20 protein-coding genes are annotated in these 17,231 nt (G+C 44.6%); 7 read left to right on the forward strand and 13 right to left on the reverse strand.

Translation table 11 applies throughout. The features are described 5' to 3' along the window. Position 1 precedes the first annotated feature (1 nt). The 9 genes from nqrF to Q4549_RS03900 all read right to left on the reverse strand — a co-directional run bounded on the left by nqrF (position 2) and on the right by Q4549_RS03900 (position 8,153). Positions 2-1,225 (reverse strand): NADH:ubiquinone reductase (Na(+)-transporting) subunit F, encoded by a 1,224-nt coding sequence (nqrF, locus tag Q4549_RS03860; RefSeq protein ID WP_137672095.1) that lies wholly within the window; start codon positions 1,223-1,225, stop codon positions 2-4. 31 nt (positions 1,226-1,256) lie between these two features. After that, positions 1,257-1,865: an NADH:ubiquinone reductase (Na(+)-transporting) subunit E gene (nqrE, locus tag Q4549_RS03865; protein WP_137672096.1), complete on the reverse strand. Its 609-nt coding sequence runs from the start codon at positions 1,863-1,865 to the stop codon at positions 1,257-1,259. 4 nt (positions 1,866-1,869) lie between these two features. Then, positions 1,870-2,502: an NADH:ubiquinone reductase (Na(+)-transporting) subunit D gene (locus Q4549_RS03870; RefSeq protein WP_137672097.1), complete on the reverse strand. Its 633-nt coding sequence runs from the start codon at positions 2,500-2,502 to the stop codon at positions 1,870-1,872. Then, positions 2,495-3,280: a Na(+)-translocating NADH-quinone reductase subunit C gene (locus Q4549_RS03875; protein WP_137672098.1), complete on the reverse strand. Its 786-nt coding sequence runs from the start codon at positions 3,278-3,280 to the stop codon at positions 2,495-2,497. Before Q4549_RS03875 ends, Q4549_RS03870 begins: the two co-directional genes overlap by 8 nt. Then, on the reverse strand, positions 3,270-4,481 hold the full coding sequence (locus tag Q4549_RS03880) for an NADH:ubiquinone reductase (Na(+)-transporting) subunit B (RefSeq protein ID WP_137672099.1): 1,212 nt from the start codon (positions 4,479-4,481) through the stop codon (positions 3,270-3,272). The genes Q4549_RS03875 and Q4549_RS03880 overlap by 11 nt, the downstream gene beginning before the upstream one ends. A gap of 2 nt (positions 4,482-4,483) precedes the next feature. Beyond that, positions 4,484-5,824: a Na(+)-translocating NADH-quinone reductase subunit A gene (locus tag Q4549_RS03885; RefSeq protein WP_303549262.1), complete on the reverse strand. Its 1,341-nt coding sequence runs from the start codon at positions 5,822-5,824 to the stop codon at positions 4,484-4,486. Between the two features lie 298 nt (positions 5,825-6,122). Continuing rightward, positions 6,123-7,193, reverse strand: coding sequence for a TRAP transporter substrate-binding protein (locus Q4549_RS03890; RefSeq protein WP_303549260.1), 1,071 nt, complete (start codon positions 7,191-7,193; stop codon positions 6,123-6,125). Positions 7,194-7,239: 46 nt separating this feature from the next. Continuing rightward, positions 7,240-7,545 (reverse strand): BolA family transcriptional regulator, encoded by a 306-nt coding sequence (locus Q4549_RS03895; RefSeq protein WP_137672102.1) that lies wholly within the window; start codon positions 7,543-7,545, stop codon positions 7,240-7,242. Between the two features lie 20 nt (positions 7,546-7,565). Next, positions 7,566-8,153: an alpha-ketoglutarate-dependent dioxygenase AlkB gene (locus Q4549_RS03900; protein ID WP_303549258.1), complete on the reverse strand. Its 588-nt coding sequence runs from the start codon at positions 8,151-8,153 to the stop codon at positions 7,566-7,568. Positions 8,154-8,251: 98 nt separating this feature from the next. On the opposite strand from Q4549_RS03900, the gene Q4549_RS03905 reads away from it, so the two are divergent. From Q4549_RS03905 to Q4549_RS03920, 4 genes are read left to right on the forward strand one after another with little or no spacing between them, the layout of a single operon-like run. Next, the gene (locus Q4549_RS03905; RefSeq protein ID WP_303549255.1) at positions 8,252-9,394 is read left to right on the forward strand and encodes a methyltransferase; all 1,143 of its coding nucleotides are present in this window, start codon (positions 8,252-8,254) and stop codon (positions 9,392-9,394) included. Between the two features lie 22 nt (positions 9,395-9,416). Next, the gene (locus tag Q4549_RS03910) at positions 9,417-9,998 is read left to right on the forward strand and encodes a YajG family lipoprotein (protein ID WP_303549253.1); all 582 of its coding nucleotides are present in this window, start codon (positions 9,417-9,419) and stop codon (positions 9,996-9,998) included. Next, on the forward strand, positions 9,995-10,573 hold the full coding sequence (locus Q4549_RS03915; RefSeq protein ID WP_303509676.1) for a peptidylprolyl isomerase: 579 nt from the start codon (positions 9,995-9,997) through the stop codon (positions 10,571-10,573). Before Q4549_RS03910 ends, Q4549_RS03915 begins: the two co-directional genes overlap by 4 nt. A gap of 28 nt (positions 10,574-10,601) precedes the next feature. Beyond that, on the forward strand, positions 10,602-11,963 hold the full coding sequence (locus tag Q4549_RS03920; protein WP_303549250.1) for an MFS transporter: 1,362 nt from the start codon (positions 10,602-10,604) through the stop codon (positions 11,961-11,963). Here Q4549_RS03920 and Q4549_RS03925 read toward each other — a convergent pair. The 4 genes from Q4549_RS03925 to Q4549_RS03940 form a co-directional block, all read right to left on the reverse strand. Beyond that, a complete protein-coding gene (locus tag Q4549_RS03925; RefSeq protein ID WP_303549247.1) occupies positions 11,960-13,216 on the reverse strand; it encodes an RNA polymerase sigma factor in 1,257 nt (418 codons plus the stop codon). The two genes, Q4549_RS03920 and Q4549_RS03925, sit on opposite strands and share 4 nt — an antisense overlap. Beyond that, complete coding sequence (locus Q4549_RS03930) at positions 13,213-13,557, reverse strand: YciI family protein (protein ID WP_303509670.1); 345 nt, start codon at positions 13,555-13,557, stop codon at positions 13,213-13,215. Before Q4549_RS03930 ends, Q4549_RS03925 begins: the two co-directional genes overlap by 4 nt. A gap of 257 nt (positions 13,558-13,814) precedes the next feature. Continuing rightward, positions 13,815-14,609 carry a hypothetical protein gene (locus tag Q4549_RS03935; RefSeq protein ID WP_303549244.1) on the reverse strand — a complete coding sequence of 265 codons (795 nt, stop codon included), beginning with the start codon at positions 14,607-14,609 and terminating at the stop codon, positions 13,815-13,817. 178 nt (positions 14,610-14,787) lie between these two features. After that, complete coding sequence (locus tag Q4549_RS03940) at positions 14,788-15,270, reverse strand: YajQ family cyclic di-GMP-binding protein (RefSeq protein WP_303509665.1); 483 nt, start codon at positions 15,268-15,270, stop codon at positions 14,788-14,790. Positions 15,271-15,417: 147 nt separating this feature from the next. Between Q4549_RS03940 and Q4549_RS03945 the strand changes: the two genes are divergently transcribed. The 3 genes from Q4549_RS03945 to Q4549_RS03955 are packed head-to-tail and all read left to right on the forward strand — an operon-like array spanning position 15,418 to position 17,217. Continuing rightward, positions 15,418-15,777 carry a hypothetical protein gene (locus Q4549_RS03945; protein WP_303549241.1) on the forward strand — a complete coding sequence of 120 codons (360 nt, stop codon included), beginning with the start codon at positions 15,418-15,420 and terminating at the stop codon, positions 15,775-15,777. Next, positions 15,759-16,664, forward strand: coding sequence for a ketopantoate reductase family protein (locus Q4549_RS03950; RefSeq protein ID WP_303549238.1), 906 nt, complete (start codon positions 15,759-15,761; stop codon positions 16,662-16,664). Before Q4549_RS03945 ends, Q4549_RS03950 begins: the two co-directional genes overlap by 19 nt. Beyond that, positions 16,657-17,217 (forward strand): DJ-1 family glyoxalase III, encoded by a 561-nt coding sequence (locus Q4549_RS03955; protein WP_303549236.1) that lies wholly within the window; start codon positions 16,657-16,659, stop codon positions 17,215-17,217. The genes Q4549_RS03950 and Q4549_RS03955 overlap by 8 nt, the downstream gene beginning before the upstream one ends. Positions 17,218-17,231: the final 14 nt, after the last annotated feature.

A 17,231-nucleotide genomic window follows, 5' to 3' on the forward strand; every position in this document is an offset into this window, starting at 1 on the left:
TTTAGCCACCAAAATCATCAAGTAGAATGTTTTCGTCTTCCACACCTAAATCTTTAAGCATGTTAATAACAGCTGCATTCATTACTGGAGGACCACACATGTAATATTCACAGTCTTCTGGTGCATCATGGTCACGTAGGTAGTTTTCAAACAATACGTTATGAATGAATCCTGTTTTGCCGTCCCAATCATCACCAGGCTGTGGATCTGATAAGGCAACGTGCCACTCAAAGTTTTCATTTTCGCGCGCCAGCATATCAAAATCTTCTTCATAGAAAATTTCTCGGCGTGAGCGTGCGCCATACCAGAAGCTAATTTTACGCTTCGAGCTTAAACGCTTAAGTTGGTCGAAGATATGTGAACGCATTGGCGCCATACCAGCACCACCACCAATGAATACCATTTCTGATTCAGTTTCTTTAGCGAAGAACTCACCAAATGGACCAGAAATAGTGACCTTATCACCTGCTTTAAGGTTAAAGATGTACGAAGACATCTTACCGCAAGGTAGGCTCATGTTATTTGGCGGAGGCGTAGCAATACGCACATTCAACATAATGATGCCAGCTTCTTCAGGGTAGTTAGCCATTGAATAAGCACGAATGGTTTCATCGTCTACTTTTGACTCTAGGTTAAAGAAGCCAAAGTGTTCCCAGTCGCCACGGTATTGTTCTTCCACGTCAAAATCAGAGAATTTAACATGGTGAGCAGGCGCTTCAATTTGAATATAACCACCTGCACGAAACGGTACTGATTCGCCATCAGGAATTTGTAACTTAAGCTCTTTAATAAAGGTTGCTTTGTTATCGTTAGAGATAACTTCACAATCCCATTTTTTCACACCAAAGATTTCTTCAGGTAAAGAGATCTTCATGTCTTGCTTAACATTTACCTGACAAGCTAAACGTAGGCCAGTGGCTGCGTCGCGCTTGCTGATATGATCTAATTCAGTAGGAAGAATATCGCCGCCACCTTCGTGAATGTGCACATGACACTGACCACAAGAGCCACCGCCACCACATGCAGAAGAAACGAAGATACCCGAATTACCTAGTACGCCCAGCAACTTGCTACCGGCTTGGGTAGTAATCGCCTTAGCGGGATCATCATTAATTAAAATTTGAATGTCACCAGAACTTACCAGCTTAGACTTAGCAAACAAAATGATTGTTACTAAAGCCAAGACGAGCAAGGTAAACATGGTTACGCCGAGAATAATTTCCATCGACTAATTTTCCTTGTAGTTATTGGCCGTCTTACAGCTGAACGCCAGAGAACGACATAAACGCCATCGCCATTAAACCCACAGTGATAAAGGTAATACCTAAACCACGTAAGCCGTCTGGCACGTCTGAATACTTCATTTTTTCACGAATACCGGCTAGTGCCACAATGGCTAACATCCAACCAATACCACTACCTACACCGTAAACCAAAGACTCACCAAGGTTGTACTCACGTTGCACCATGAACGATACACCACCAAAGATGGCACAGTTAACGGTAATCAACGGTAGGAAGATACCCAAGGCTTGATACAAGGCAGGGAAGTATTTGTCTAATACCATTTCTAGTATTTGAACTAAGGCTGCAATAACACCAATAAAGGTAATGAAACCTAAAAAGCTTAAATCAGCGTTAGGTAAACCCGCCCAGTCTAATGCGCCTGGAGCCAGTAAGTTGAAGTAAATAAGTTGGTTAACAGGTACTGAAATACCTAACACCACAATTACCGCAACACCTAAGCCGAATGCAGTTTTAACTTTCTTAGAAACCGCTAGGAAGGTACACATACCTAGCAAGAAAGCTAAAGCCATATTTTCAATGAAAATAGAGCGAACTAAGAGACTAATATAATGTTCCACTCGATTACTCCTTCGGCTCTACTTGCGCTGGGTATGCGGTACGCAATGCCCAAATCAACAAGCCTATGATGAAGAATGCAGAGGCTGGCAATAACAATAGACCGTTTGGTTGATACCAACCGCCATTGTTAATCAGCGGCATAATCTCGATACCAAATAGAGAGCCAGAACCAAATAGTTCACGAACTGCACCTACCGACATTAAAATTGCACCGTAGCCCAAGCCGTTACCGATACCGTCTAAAAACGATTTGAACGGTGGCTCTTTCATCGCGAAGGCTTCTGCGCGGCCCATTACAATACAGTTGGTAATAATCAAACCAACAAATACCGAGAGCTGCTTAGAAATGTCGTACACCACAGCTTTTAACACTTGGTCTACCACAATCACTAGTGAAGCAATAATTGCCATTTGAACGATGATTCGCACACTGCTAGGAATGTGGTTACGAATCATAGAAATAAACAAGTTAGAGAATGCCGTAACAACAATTACTGCAAGGGTCATTACAAATGCAGTTTCTAACTTACTGGTTACCGCTAGCGCAGAACATACACCCAGTACCTGTAAGGCAATAGGGTTATTCGCAAAAACCGGTCCAAATAGAACCTTTTTGGTTTCCTTAGCATCAGCCATTGTTTAGGTCTCCCTGTTGCAACTTGGCAAGGAACTTACCGAAGCCTTTATCACTTAACCAAAACTTGAAGGTGTTATCTACGCCATTACTGGTTAAGGTCGCACCCGATAAACCGTCTACCTCAGAAGGTGAATCTGCAGGAGCAATACCTTTGATAACAGAGATTGCGGTATCGCCATTGTCATCGAACAGTTTCTTACCAACAAACTTAGCCTGCCACAATGGGTTAGCAACTTCTCCACCTAGACCAGGAGTTTCACCTTGGTCGTAGTAAACAATCGCATCAACGGTATTACCATCTGGTTGAATCGCCAAAAATGCGTACATGGTTGACCAAAGGCCGCGGCCATGAACTGGCAAGATAACCCGTGAAATATCGCCTTGGTCATTTTTAACCAAGTAAACACTGGCTAGATTAGAGCGACGTACAATGCCGGCAATATCTTCATCACCTGATAAGCGAATACTGGTTTCAGGATCTTTTGCAGATTTACGCTGTTCAAAGGTTTGCGGGTTAACTTGGTCTTCGGCAACAAACTCACCGGTGGCCAAATCAATCACACGAGGTTCAATCGCCTCAGCATAAACATCCGCCACCTTGCGCCCTGCTAGCTCAATGCCAGACACCGCTAAAATGTTCTTTTGTTTATCTTCAACTGCATTCTGCTGTTGCATGCCACGCAAGCCAACGGCTGCGAGTGATACCACAATTGAACACACTAAACTTACGCCAACAACAACCTGTATGGTTTTGGCTAAGGAATCATTACTGGCCATCGCGAGCAAGCCTCCGTTTGATATTGGCTTGAACTACAAAGTAGTCAAAAATTGGCGCAAACAAATTAGCAAACAAAATGGCCAACATCATGCCTTCTGGGAATGCTGGGTTAACTACACGAATTAACACCACCATCAAACCAATTAAACCGCCGTACCACCACTTACCTTTATTGGTAAATGACGCAGATACTGGGTCAGTAGCCATAAAGAACATACCTAGCGCAAAGCCACCTAATACAAGGTGCCAATGAGGCGGCAGTTGGAACATCATGTTGCTATCTGAACCTACTGCGTTCAACAGTAAGCTGGTTGCGACCATGCCTACCATTACACCAGCAACAATGCGCCAAGAAGCGATACGGGTAAAGATAAGGAACAAACCGCCTAGCGCTAGCAAGAAAGTTGAGGTTTCACCGCTAGATCCTTGGATGAATCCAAAGAATGCATCGCTCCAAGTAATACCTTGAGCGACTAGACCTTGCATGCCTTCTGCGGCCACTACACTTAGCGCTGTAGCACCAGAGTAACCGTCTACCGCTGTCCATACCGCATCACCTGAGATAGCCGTTGGATAAGCAAAGAATAAAAATGCTCGGCCAGCTAGCGCTGGGTTTAAGAAGTTTTTACCGGTTCCGCCAAAGACTTCTTTCGCGACAACCACACCAAAGGTAATACCTAGTGCAACTTGCCATAAAGGCATAGTGGCGGGCAGAGTGAGCGCAAATAAGATAGAAGTAACAAAGAAACCTTCGTTAACTTCATGGCCACGAACCGAGGCGAACAATACTTCCCAAAATCCACCCACAGCAAATGCTGTTAGGTAAATAGGCAGGAAGAAAATCGCGCCGTAAATCATTGACGATATCCAGCCAGCGTCAGCCCCTGTAGGAACACCTAGCATCGCTATCAAAGCACCATGCCAATCGTTAGGTACTGCGTAACCAGCGATAATTGCGTCGTTTGCTTGAATACCCGCATTGTACATACCAAAGAACATGGCAGGCATTAAGGCAACCCAAACAAAAATCATGATGCGCTTTAAATCAATCGCATCACGTACGTGGGTGTTTTTCTTCGTCACTAAACCAGGAGAGTACAAGAAAGTAGCCGTGGCTTCGTAAAGCGCAAACCATTTCTCGTGTTTGCCACCCGGCATGAACTGAGGTTCAATTTTTTCAATATATTGCTTAAGACTCATGCTTAACCTTCCTTCTCAATCTTGGTCAAACAATCACGAAGTACGCTGCCGTACTCGTATTTGCCTGGACAGACAAAGGTACATAGCGCTAAATCTTCTTCATCTAGCTCTAAACAGCCTAGTTGTTGAGCACTGTCGGTATCGTTTGACAATAAATCACGAAGCAATAATGTAGGAAGAATATCCAAAGGCATTACTCGTTCATACTGACCAATTGGCACCATCGCTCGTGAACTACCACCGGTAGTGGTGGTTAACGAGAACAACTTGCTCTTGTTTAAACCCGATACAAACAATCTCGCTAATGAGAACTTGTTCGTGCCTGGAACAGCCCAACCCATAAATTCTTTTTCGTAGCCTTCTTCAAGCGCTACGACTTGCTGATGGTAACGGCCAATAAATGCGTGCGGACCCGAAGCATGGTTGCCCATTAATACGGTACCGGAAATAACGCGGTGCTCGCCGTCTACCAATTCACCATCGATCAATTGATCAATATCAGCACCTAACTCGGTGCGAATTAAGCGTGGCTCTTTTACAACGGGTCCAGCTAAAGACACTACACGTTGGTTGTAAATTTTACCGCTTGCAATTAAGTGGCCTAAGGCGATGACTTCTTGGTAAGCAATCGACCATACCGTGCGCTGAGCACTGGCAGGTTTTAAGCTATGAATGTGCGTTCCAGCTAAGCCGGCTGGGTGAGGCCCAGCAAACACATGCTCTTGTACACGAGCCGCATCTGATTGAGGCAAGCTTTCGCTTCCCTTACATACAAATACTTCACCAGAAGTTAATCGAGACAAAACACGTAAGCCTGTTAAATAAGCACTTTGGTCTTGGTCAATAACCACTTTAGGGTCGGCAGCGAGAGGGTTAGTGTCGATGGCGGTAACAAAGATAGCAGAAGGTTCTGAGTCTACTGCGGGTACTTTGCTATATGGACGCGTTCTAAAACCGGCCCATTGGCCAGATTTTACTAACTTGTCAACAATCGTTGCGCGTTCTGCGCTATCGATTTCGGCATCGCTGAGAGCACCAAAATCGATGCTATCGCCTGCTTGTTTTTCAATAACAACAGACTGCAACACACGTTGGGCGCCACGGTTAACTTCTTGAACAACGCCAGCACAAGGTGCAGTAAATACAACGCCGGGGTTCTTTTTGTCTTCGAACAACGTCTGACCTTGGCTTACCACATCACCCACTCGAACTTTCATTGTAGGGCGCATGCCTACATAATCTTCTCCGAGTACAGCAACTCTGGTAACAATAGACGCGTCTACTATTTGCTGTTTGGGACCGCCTTTAATAGGCAGATCCAATCCTTTTTTTATTGTAATCATACTCTCTTACACATGTGTTGGGTTGGAAGACGAGCGATGATTTCCATGTAACTTTAGTACTCCAAATGAGGTAGTTAAGCTAACAAGTCTTAGACATTTAACTAACAAGCCACAGAAATCGCGAGTATTCTAGCACCAATTAATCCTATTTCTCCAAAGAAAAAGGCCAAAAATCTAACCTATTCGACTTAAGTGTTAGCGGTTTGTTAACAAACTTGTAAAACAAGTCAAGCAAGCACCAAGCAAAGCTCAAATTGCTGACAAATCACCCAATTCTGAAAAATCGAGTATTTATAGCTTATTCTAAGGTTGTAGGATCCAATTCCACTTGATTGTACTTAAGCACCCCAAATTGGAATCGTTGATAACTATTGAGAACCTTTTCAAAAAAACGATCCTGCTGAGCTAACTGTTGGATCACCTCAACGCTGTAGTCTTTTAATAAAGCGAGCACGTCATCGGGAAAAGCAACAACTTCCACTCCGTGCTCGTTGGCCAGCACATTTAATGCTTCTATATTGTAGACCACATATTCATTGAGGGTTTCTTGATTAACCACTTTCGTGGCGTTTTCAATTATTCTCTGTAAATCAACAGGCAAGGCGGCAAAAGCGTCTTGATTAACCACAAACTCTAAGGTGGTACTTGGCTCATGCCAACCAGGGTAATAATAATATTTAGCCACTTTATGAAAGCCAAATGCCAAGTCGTTATATGGCCCAACCCATTCAACGGCGTCCAGTTCACCAGATTGTAGTGCGGTATACAGTTCTCCTGCGGGAAGATTAGTGGGTAAGCCTCCGGCTAATTCGAGTACTTTCCCGCCTAAACCAGGGATGCGCATTTTGAGTTGCTTAAAATCGTTAATCGAAGTGACTTTTTTGTTATACCAGCCGCCCATTTGTGCGTCGGTATTACCACCAGGAAAAGGAATTAAGTTATGCGGGGCATAAAGCTCCTGCCAAAGCGCTAAGCCACCACCTAAATACAGCCAAGCATTAAGCTCTTTAGCGCTCATACCAAAAGGCACTGAACTAAAAAATACCGCTGCCGGCAACTCATTCTGCCAATAATAGGCCGCGCTATGGCCCATTTCAGCACCCCCCGCAGACACAACTTTAAATACATCCAGTGCTGGGTATAACTCTCCGGCACCATATACTTTGATGTCTAAGCGGCCATTGCTCATGGCTTTTACTTCTTCAGCGAAGCGGTCGGGAGCGGAACCTAAACCGGGTAAATGCTTAGGCCAAGAGGTGATTAAGGTCCAACTATACTCGGCTTTTTGCTGCTGAGGATCAGCTCCCTGCTGATCAATACAGCCAGCTAACAGCCAAGTTAGCACAAGCACTTTTATTACTATCCGCATTAAACATTCCTTATTTGATGCAGCAATGAGGTCAATCTACTAAGCCTTAGCTTCCGCCGCGGCATTTTGGCGAAGCTGGAGCATTTTGCTGTTCCGCCCATTGGCTTGGCGTATAAGTGTGCATAGCCAAGGCATGAATATCATTTTGTAATTCATTTGCTAACAACTGGTTTACCGCTCGATGGCGTTGCAATAAGCGTTTACCTTCAAATTCGGTGCTAACAATAGTGACTTTAAAATGGCTCTCTGAACCTGCAGGCACGTTGTGCATATTGCTTTCGTTTACCACCTCTAGGTAGCTAGGCGAAAAGTGTTGCTGCAATTTGTCGGTAATCAGTGTTTCAACGCGCATTAATAGTCCCTGTATTTGGTTTAACTCAAAGGCATTGTATATCGAAACGTTAAATTGATCCTTGGCTGTTTCACTCTTAGTGCTTTGGGCAAGCTATGTTGCCATTGCTGCTGGCATAAACCATTCATAATGAGTAAATCACCACTTTCTAATAGGTACTCATGTTTACGGTTCTCAACTTTATTACGGAACAAAAACCGTCTTGGCTCACCCAAGCTTAGTGACGCAATAACCGGGCGTTCGCCCAACTGTTTTTCATTATCACTATGCCAGCCCATATAATCATGGCCGTCTCGATAATAGTTAAGCAAAACACTATTAAACTGTTGCTGGCATTTGTGCTGCACTGCCAACTTTATAGGCATTAAAAAGCTTGGCCAAGGAGCAGGTGCTCGCCACTCTCCAGAGTAACGATAAGCCGTATTGGCGTCGCCAATCCACAGAGATAAACGGGGTTCGAGGCAGGTTTTGCCAAATATTTTAATCTGATGCTGCTGCCAAGGTAGCTTATGCAGCATGTGTTGGTATGCTAAGGCGCTGGCCTCAGAGTTTAACCATTGCCGATGATGGACAATTTCTTTGGTGGCGATATCTTCTGCGAACAGCACTTATTACAACCTACATCCATAAGGGTGTTGCTTTAGTTTAGCCCTCAACTTAGTTACACTGCTGCCACTATTCAAGGCCTGCACGTTACAAATCCAATATGAGTCAAGATTTGCAAATAAACTCGCTCAGTTTGAGCTTATCACGTTACCCCAAAGACGCGGCTAGCGACTTGCGAGCATGGAATGCGGCCGACGAACTTCTGATTGAATTCGCCGCTGAGCTTTCAACTATTCCACAACATATCTTAATCATTAATGATGAATTTGGAGCCCTAGCGTGTGCCTTACTGGCTCACCCCAATTTTACTAATAGCCACATTAGTTGGTTAAGTGACTCATTCATTGCGCAACAAGCACTTGCACAAAATCTACAGGTAAACGCGCTAGATGCGAGCCAGCGTTTAACCCTGCTATCTAGCACCGACACCATGCCAAAGGCTGAACTGGTACTAATGCGTTTACCCAAAAGCCTAAATTACTTAGAGCACCAGCTCATTGGCTTACAACAAAGCTTGAGTAACGATTCACAGTTGGCATGTGGTGCTATGGTAAAAGGTTTGCCTAAATCAGTATTTGGCTTATTTGAGAAGCACATTGGCAGTGTGACGACCTCACTGGCCAAAAAGAAAGCCCGTTTGTTATTTGGCCATTATGCAGGGGGAAAGTCTGCAGCGCTTTACCCTAAAGATTGGAACATTGCTGAATACAAATGGCAGTTAAATGATCACGCCAATGTATTTTGCTTTGGGAAATTCGATATTGGCACGCGCTTTCTATTAGAAAATTTCCCTCAAGGTGAATTTGAATCGGTGATTGATTTGGGCTGTGGCAATGGTTTATTGGGTTTACATGCTTTAAGCCTATACCCCAATGCCCGAGTTAGCTTTTGTGATGAATCAGCGATGGCGCTGGCTTCTGCCAAAAACAATGTGGCGCTAAACCAACCAGAACACCTGACTCGCTGTAGCTTTAATCACGATAATGCCCTTCAGCATCAAGCTGATGAAAGCGCTGATTTAGTGTTATGTAACCCGCCCTTTCATCAACAAAACACCATTTCTAGCCACATTGCTCAACAAATGTTCAAAGACGCCAAGCGCTGTTTACGCGCTGGCGGCAAGCTAATTGTGGTGGCAAATAGACACTTAGGTTATCACCCACTATTAAAATCTTACTTTGGTGGTTATAAGTTACTGGCGAGCAATAACAAATTTGTTATTCTGAGCAGCACTAAGCGTTAATCAACCCATTAAGGTGAACAACTTGAAAAGCCCGTTTTTGTTGCCCGCCCTGCTGTTAGGCGGTGTATTAGGCCTTAGCGCCTGTAGCAGCCAGCCTCAGCAAGTACAGTTACAACCCACGGTAAATCTCGATTCGGTCGCTCAGCATTCGATCATAGCGGCAATAAAATCGCAGGATCTACGCAGCAACCGCTTTTTAATCAGCATTCATCAAGACGGTGAAGAGCAGGCTCAGTTAATTGCCAGCGGCAGTAACTTACGCCAAAGCATTGAGCAACAACTATCAGCCTCTTGGCAGCAGCAAGGTGTGGGTTTTGTGCCCGATTCGCCAAACTTAATTACCATTGAGCTGCTTGAGCTTGCCAGTAAGGTAGAAGAAAGCAGTGTAAAACACGCCGCTACATCTACTATGCGAATTAAAGTCACGGTAGACACGCCGCATAAAACCTTAGCTAAACAATTTCGCTCAACCCATACCAATGAAGGGGCGTTTTCGGTAAATGTGAATAAACAAGCCGACGCCATGAGCCAACAACTTTCAGAATTATTGACACAAATCGCCAGCGACCCGCAACTTATTGAAGTATTGGAGTATCAACTATGACCTTGGGAATTTTTCGCACTAGCCTTTTTGCTTTAGCCTTTGCCGCACTTAGCCTACCCGCTGCAGCACAAACCTTAAAGTTCATCACCAATCAAGGTGAGTTTGAGATGGAACTTAAGCCTGAAGCTGCCCCCAAAACCGTCACTAACTTTATGCGTTACGTAGAAGACGGCAGCTATAAAGGCACCTTATTTCACCGCACTATCCCTGGCTTTATGGCACAGGCAGGTGGTTTCTCAATCAACTATGAAAAAGTAGACAGCTACCGCCCTGTTGAAAACGAATCTAAAACTGGCCTTAGCAATAAACGCGGCACAGTAGCAATGGCTCGAACCAACGACCCACACAGCGCCAGTCGCCAGTTTTTCATTAACGTTATCGACAATGCCTACCTAGACGGCAGCCCAAACAAGTTTGGTTACACAGTGTTTGCCGAAATCACTTCAGGCATGGACGTGGTAGATAGCATTGTAAACAAGCCGACCAAAACCGGCCCTATTCCAGGCATGCGCAATGTGCCAGTAGAAAAAGTGATTATTGAAGATGTAATCGTGGTTGGCGAAGCGCAACCTTAAGTAAGCCTTAACCTCAACTGAGCATTACATGAACTCATCGCTAAATTGGTCACAAACCTTACGCTCTTACTTAGATAAGAGATTGCTTTGGGTGTTTATGCTCGGTTGCGCCAGCGGATTCCCGTGGGTGCTTATTGGCTCAAACATGTCGGGCTGGCTAACCGATGCCGGCCTTTCTCGCTCAGCGATTGGCTTTTTTGGCTCTGTATTTACCGTTTATGCCATTAACTTTTTATGGGCACCTTTGGTTGATAGGGTCAAACTGCCTATCTTGCATAACTGGTTAGGTCAGCGCCGTAGTTGGATTTTTCTCTGCCAAAGTATTGTGTTGCTATGTACCTTTGGCATCGCTCAATTTGATCCCGCTAAAAGCCTAATGTTCACCTCTATGTTAGCGCTGTGTATTGCCACTGCGTCATCTACCCAAGATATCGCCATTGATGCTTATCGCATCGACAGTTTTTCTAGCAGTGACTCACATCGCTTACCGCAAGCCTCGGCCATGGCGGTGATTGGTTGGTGGACTGGTTATTCACTGCCTGGCTATTTAGCCTTTGTGAACGCAGACCAAATTGGTTGGAACGGCGTTTACCTTGGCATGTGCTTTATTGTTGCTTTGTTAATGTTATTTACAGTATTAGTAAAAGAGCCCATCACTAACCGTGATGCCCTGCAACAACAAGCCGAACTGCGCCACGCCCAATACCTTGGCACAAAATCCCCCTTGGTTGCGTGGCTTACCGTTACCGTAGCCGAACCCTTCTTAGATTTTTTCCGCCGAAATGGCGTAAGAGTAGCGATCACTCTGCTGCTATTTGTATTCCTATTTAAGATTGGCGAAGCCTTTTTAGGCCGCATGTCGATTACTTTTTACCGCGAAGTGGGTTTTAGTAACGACCAAATTGGCCACTACTCAAAACTAATTGGCTGGGGTGCAACGGTGGTATTTACTCTCGTCGGCAGCGCCTTTAATGTTCGTTTTGGCATTATTAGAGGGTTGATTTTAGGCGGTATAGCCATGTCGGCCAGTAACTTAATGTTTGCTTGGATAGCCTCGGTAGGGCCAGACGAACAGCTGTTTCTAGCCACCATTATCGTGGACAACTTTACCAGCGCCTTTGCTACCGTAGCTTTTGTATCGTTCTTAACCGTATTAACTGGGCAAGCCTTTTCGGCCACTCAGTATGCCTTGCTAGCAAGCTTAGGAAACTTAGGCCGCACCACTCTCGCCTCGTTTAGCGGCAGCTTGGCGGACTTCCTTGATTCGTGGCCGCTGTTCTTTATTTTAACCGCGGTGATGGTGATCCCAAGCTTATTAATGCTAATAAGCTTACGCGGCTATTTCACAAAAATACTGCAGCACAACCAAAACAGTAAAAACAACACTTAGTCACCGTTAGCGCTATAGGCAGACAAGCGTTTCAGCAACAGTTGTTTAATGTTTTCGGTGGGGGCTTGCGCTAAGGCTAACTCCGCGTTGTTAGTGGCTTGGACTATTTCGCCGCAGCGATATTGTAAGTCTGCCAATACAGCAAACCAGTGGTAGGAGCGCTCTAACCACACGGGGAAATTAGCCGTATTAAGTACCCGTAAACCTTCGGCTGCGCCTTGCCACTCAGCTATCGCTATCGCTCGATTAAGAATATGAAAGGGTGAAGGGGCTATTTGCTCAAGCAATTGATAGCTCTGCACTATTTTTTGCCAATCGGTTTGCTGGTAACTCGGCGCTAAACAATGTTCTGCTGCAATCCCCGCCTCCACATGATACCGAGACAAACTCTCGCCACTCGCAGAACGTTGTAAGTAAGCTAAGCCTTGGCGGATTTTTTGTTGGTCCCACAGCGTGCGATTTTGCTCTTGCAATAACACCAAGCCTTGAGCGTTTTGCCTAGCCTGAATCCGCGAAAAGTTAAGTAGCATTAACGCCAATAACGCGTCAGTTTCAGGGCTGCCACCGATTGTACTTTTCGCTAGGGCTTGGCCTAAGCGAATCGCCTCTTCACATAAATCATGGCGAATGGCTAAATCCTTATGTGATGACAAATACCCCTCAGTAAACATCAAATAAATCACCCGATGCACAGCAGGTAAACGGCTCGCCATGGTAGAAACGTCAACACCATCAAGCTCTATTTCCTGAGCCTGTAAGTAGTGCTTGGCGCGGCTATAGCGTTTATAAGTATTTGCCTCACTAATAAACAAGCGGTAGGCAATTTCTTCAATGCTAAAACCACACAAGCTTTTTAAAGTGAAAACCAACTGCGATTCAAGCGCTAAATTCTCATCACAGCTGATAAACAGCATCCGCAGCAACGCATCATTTAACTCTCCACTTAAGGGCGTGTCTTCGGGAGGGGTTGATTGATGATCTAACTGCTCATGTAAGCTAGTTAGTTTTTGTAGCTTAAGTTGATTGCCTCGAATCTCAGACAATGCATGCCGATAAGCCACCTGATATAACCAAGCTGAAGGCTTAGTTGGAGGCTTGGTTTTTGGCCAGTGTTCCAAGGCTTGGGCCATCGCCCATTGCACCGCATCATTAGCCATATCTAGATGCTGCATACCTAATCGTCGCACTAATAACGCCACGAGCTGCCCATACTCGTGGCGAAATAGATGCTCTACATGAGCATCTATTTTCACAGTGCGTTTATTTCTCTAATTTCAATACTCACACTGCTGCTTTCCACCATTGGGCTGGCTTGTATTACCGCAATCGCGGCTTCCTTATTAGCCGCACTAATCAACATATAGCCGCCAATCACTTCTTTAAGCTCTATAAAAGGACCGTCTTTTACACTATCGTGACGCACTACCGCCCCTTCGCTGCCTAGCTTACTTCCCATATCAACAATATTATCGGCAAATTTAGTTTGCCAAGCTTGGTACTTGGCATACATCACCTCCATATCTGAAGGTGACGGCTTTTCACAACCCTCGGCATTGTCACTGCGCAGCAGACACATATATTGTTTATTGCTCATCGTTACTCTCCTTGATGCTAATTGAGCCAGTGGAACAAACTCCTCTGACATTACTATGACGCATCACCCAGACAAAGTTGGACACTTTATTAAAAAAATTCAGATATAGGAGGTTGGCAGACTAAATTTTATCACAAAGCACATTCGCGCAAAGTTGATGAGGGAGTGGCACGTGTTAGTCAATAACCTCCGAAAGAAGAAGCTCTTAACGACGGCAAATGCTATATAGACCGCCAAGCTAAAATCTATAAGTTTTGCTAAATTTGAATATGGATATGGTCGTCGTGCCTTACAGATTTACAACCATGAAACCGAATTCTCGAGTCATCTAACTGTAAGCGCTCAACTAAATGCGGTTCAATAAACATCTTACTAATGGCAGTGTTCTTTAACAGGGTTTCAATTAGCTGCTTATTGTACTGATTAGAAAAGCTAAGTTCGGGATGGCGCTGACCCAAAGTGAGATACCGCGAATAATTATATTGAAAATACCCATTCTCTCTGCAAAAGGCGCTGGTATTTGTTTCATCTAAACTCGGCCACTCAAACACTCCATAACCACTTACAGAAGGCGTAAAATGGCTCGGTTTGCCATATCCATCCTGATAAACATAGCTAAGGTCAATTTTCCTGCCGTCGTTATGGCTTAGGTGAGGCAATAAAGGAAAACGATTTAAAAAAGGGAAATTGGCATCCAAAATGTTCAAGCTTAAAGCGGGTTGTTGTTGCGCCAAATTGCCGGCTATTTCAATTAGTGCATTGTTTAGCTCTGGCACAACATAATTTCTGTTCAAGCCCACCGTTAACCACATATTTAGTGGCTTAACATTGGTTAAATGTACCACCGGTTCTCTGCCAAATAACGGTGCGACATAAGGCACAACAGCTATCGTAAGTAAGGCATACATCGCCAAATTGATAGCAAAGGCATAATAAAGCTTAGTGATTTTGCTAGCACGACAAAGCAACATAGAAAGCAGATAAGAAACAGCCCCAACTTGCGTAACAATAGCTAAACCCAAACACACTATAAACCGCACAAAAAATTTCACGCTATCACTACCCTATTCGCTTACTTTGGCTTCCTTCCAAGAAAATATACCTTAGCATCCAACGGCTTAACATTCATCGCACTAGCCACATAAACAGCCACTTAAGCAATACAATCCCCAATAAATACAAAAAGCCGCACAAGGCGGCTTTTAACAAAGAGCGAAACACACGTTAACTTTAGTCTCGAAAGTTCTCAAATTGAAACGGCTGGTCGAATTCACCACTGCGCACTAGCGCCATGGCTGCTTGTAAGTCGTCGCGCTTCTTGCCGGTAACACGTACTTGTTCACCTTGAATCGACGCTTGTACTTTAAGCTTGGCGTCTTTGATTTGCTTAACCACTTTTTTAGCGGTGGCTTGGTCAATACCATTTTTAAAATTGACCACTTGCGAGTGAGTTTTACCACTGCGAGTCACCGATGCTAAATCTATAGACTTGGCGTCTACCGAGCGTTTCACTAACGTGCCACGTAAAATATGCAGCATTTGGTTAAGTTGAAACTCAGCTTCAGCAGTCATTTTTACTGACTCATCTTTATACTCAAAACTGGCTTCTACACCACGAAAATCAAACCGTGTTTCAAGCTCACGAATCGCGTTGTCACAGGCGTGACGAACTTCGTTAGCATCAATCTCAGAAACAATGTCAAATGAAGGCATGTTTTCTATCCCCTTAAATTTGGCTTATGCGAAAATGCTTGCATTATACCTGTGCTATCCGAAAATGCATGCTTCGGAGTATCTGGACAATAGTATTGTTAGATAAGCCAAGACTGAACCATTTCTAACAAAGAGTAACAAGCAATAGTGAAACAACGCAGAGCATTTTTTCGCGGGTTGTTGTGGGCAAGCCTACTTGGTATTTTTGTATTAGCCCTATGGCCAATGCACATAGTTGGCCCGATAGCGCACTCCGATAAACTGCTGCACCTAGTGTGCTTCTTTGGTTTAGCCTGGCTGGCACAACTGGCCGACTATAGTTACCGAGAACTAGCCCTTGGTTTATTGGTTTTTGGTGGGTTCATCGAACTGTCGCAGGGATTAAGTAGCTACCGGCAAGCTTCTTGGTTAGATTTATTGGCGGATATACTGGGCGTAATAAGCTATTTAGCCTTAAGCCGACACTCAAGCATACAAAAGGTGAACCGATGTATCACTGCGCAATAGTTGGCGCTGGCGCTGTCGGCGGCTTACTGGCTGCACTGTTGAGCCAACACAGTAAAGTGTGTTTTGTTGACCCGCGTATCGCCAGAGAAAGCAGCCTAGCGCTTACTTTAACGCCTTTTTCTGCCGACAAAAGCACCCAGCTACGCACTCGCTTGCCACTACTCAATACCATACCTAGCTGCCGCTGGTTAATCATATGCGTAAAAGCTCATCAAGTGGCCAGCGCAGTGGCCGCTCTTACTATTCCTGCGGATTGTAAGGTTATCTTAATGGTGAATGGTTTAGGCGCGCATCAAGACCTAATTAATCAACTTAATCCCGAGCAGCTCTATTTAGCCAGTAATACCCATGGCGCATTAGTGTTGAGTAAAAGCCAACAAGCCCTACACATTAAACATACCGGCTTAGGTAAAATTGACCTAGGTAGCTATTTAGGCAGCGCTGAACCTGATGAGCTATCGCTGCTGAACGAGGCCTTAGCTCCACTACACTGGCATAACAATATCTACCCAGCACTATGGTTAAAACTGGCCATTAATTGCTGCATAAATCCGCTTACTGCTATTCACAATTGTCCAAACGGAGATCTGTTAAATAGCCATTACCAACAAACTCTAGAAGCCCTATGCCAAGAGCTTAGCCTAGTAGCAGAGCGCGATGGAATTACGCTCAGCGCAGAGTATTTACTTCAAACAGTGCGCTTAGTGGCACAAAACACCGCCGCTAACTATTCTTCAATGCATCAAGATATTCATCATCAACGAACTAGCGAGATTAACTACATAAACGCTTATGTTCTGCAACGCGCCAAACAGTTTCAACTGCACTGCCCTTACAATGAAAAAATGTTAGAACAGATTAAAAAACTGGAGCAACAATATGACTAAAGTGATGGTAGCCATTGCACCCGGCAGTGAGGAAATTGAAGCCGTAACGATTATCGACGTATTACGCCGAGCCGATGTAACGGTGGATGTGGTAAGTGTTTGCCCTGCAGGTAGCATAGAGATATGCGCATCTCGAGGAGTGAAGCTGCTTGCCGATCTACACCTTAATCAGATAGACGCCTCAGCTTACGATATGTTGGTATTGCCAGGAGGAGTGCCTGGTAGTGAGGTTTTTCGTGATTCGATTCACTTGATTGAGATACTGAAAAACCGCTCCAATACTCAATGGCTAGCGGCAATATGTGCTGCGCCAGCACTTGTGCTAGTACCTCACAACTTACTTGGGGAAGCTCAAGTAACCTGCCATCCCGGCTTTCAAAAAGATCTGCCTAAACAGCTATTATCCACACAGCGAGTGGTAGTCGATAAAACTCATCAATTGATTACTAGCCAAGGCCCAGGAACAGCCCTCGAATTTAGTTTGGCATTAGTCGCGCAATTAAAAGGGCAAGATTGCGCAAACGCAGTAGCAGCGCCAATGGTACTTGCTTAGATATAAGTTCTTAT

Origin of the sequence: Agarivorans sp. 2_MG-2023, assembly GCF_030548085.1 — a bacterium.
GTDB lineage: Bacteria > Pseudomonadota > Gammaproteobacteria > Enterobacterales > Celerinatantimonadaceae > Agarivorans.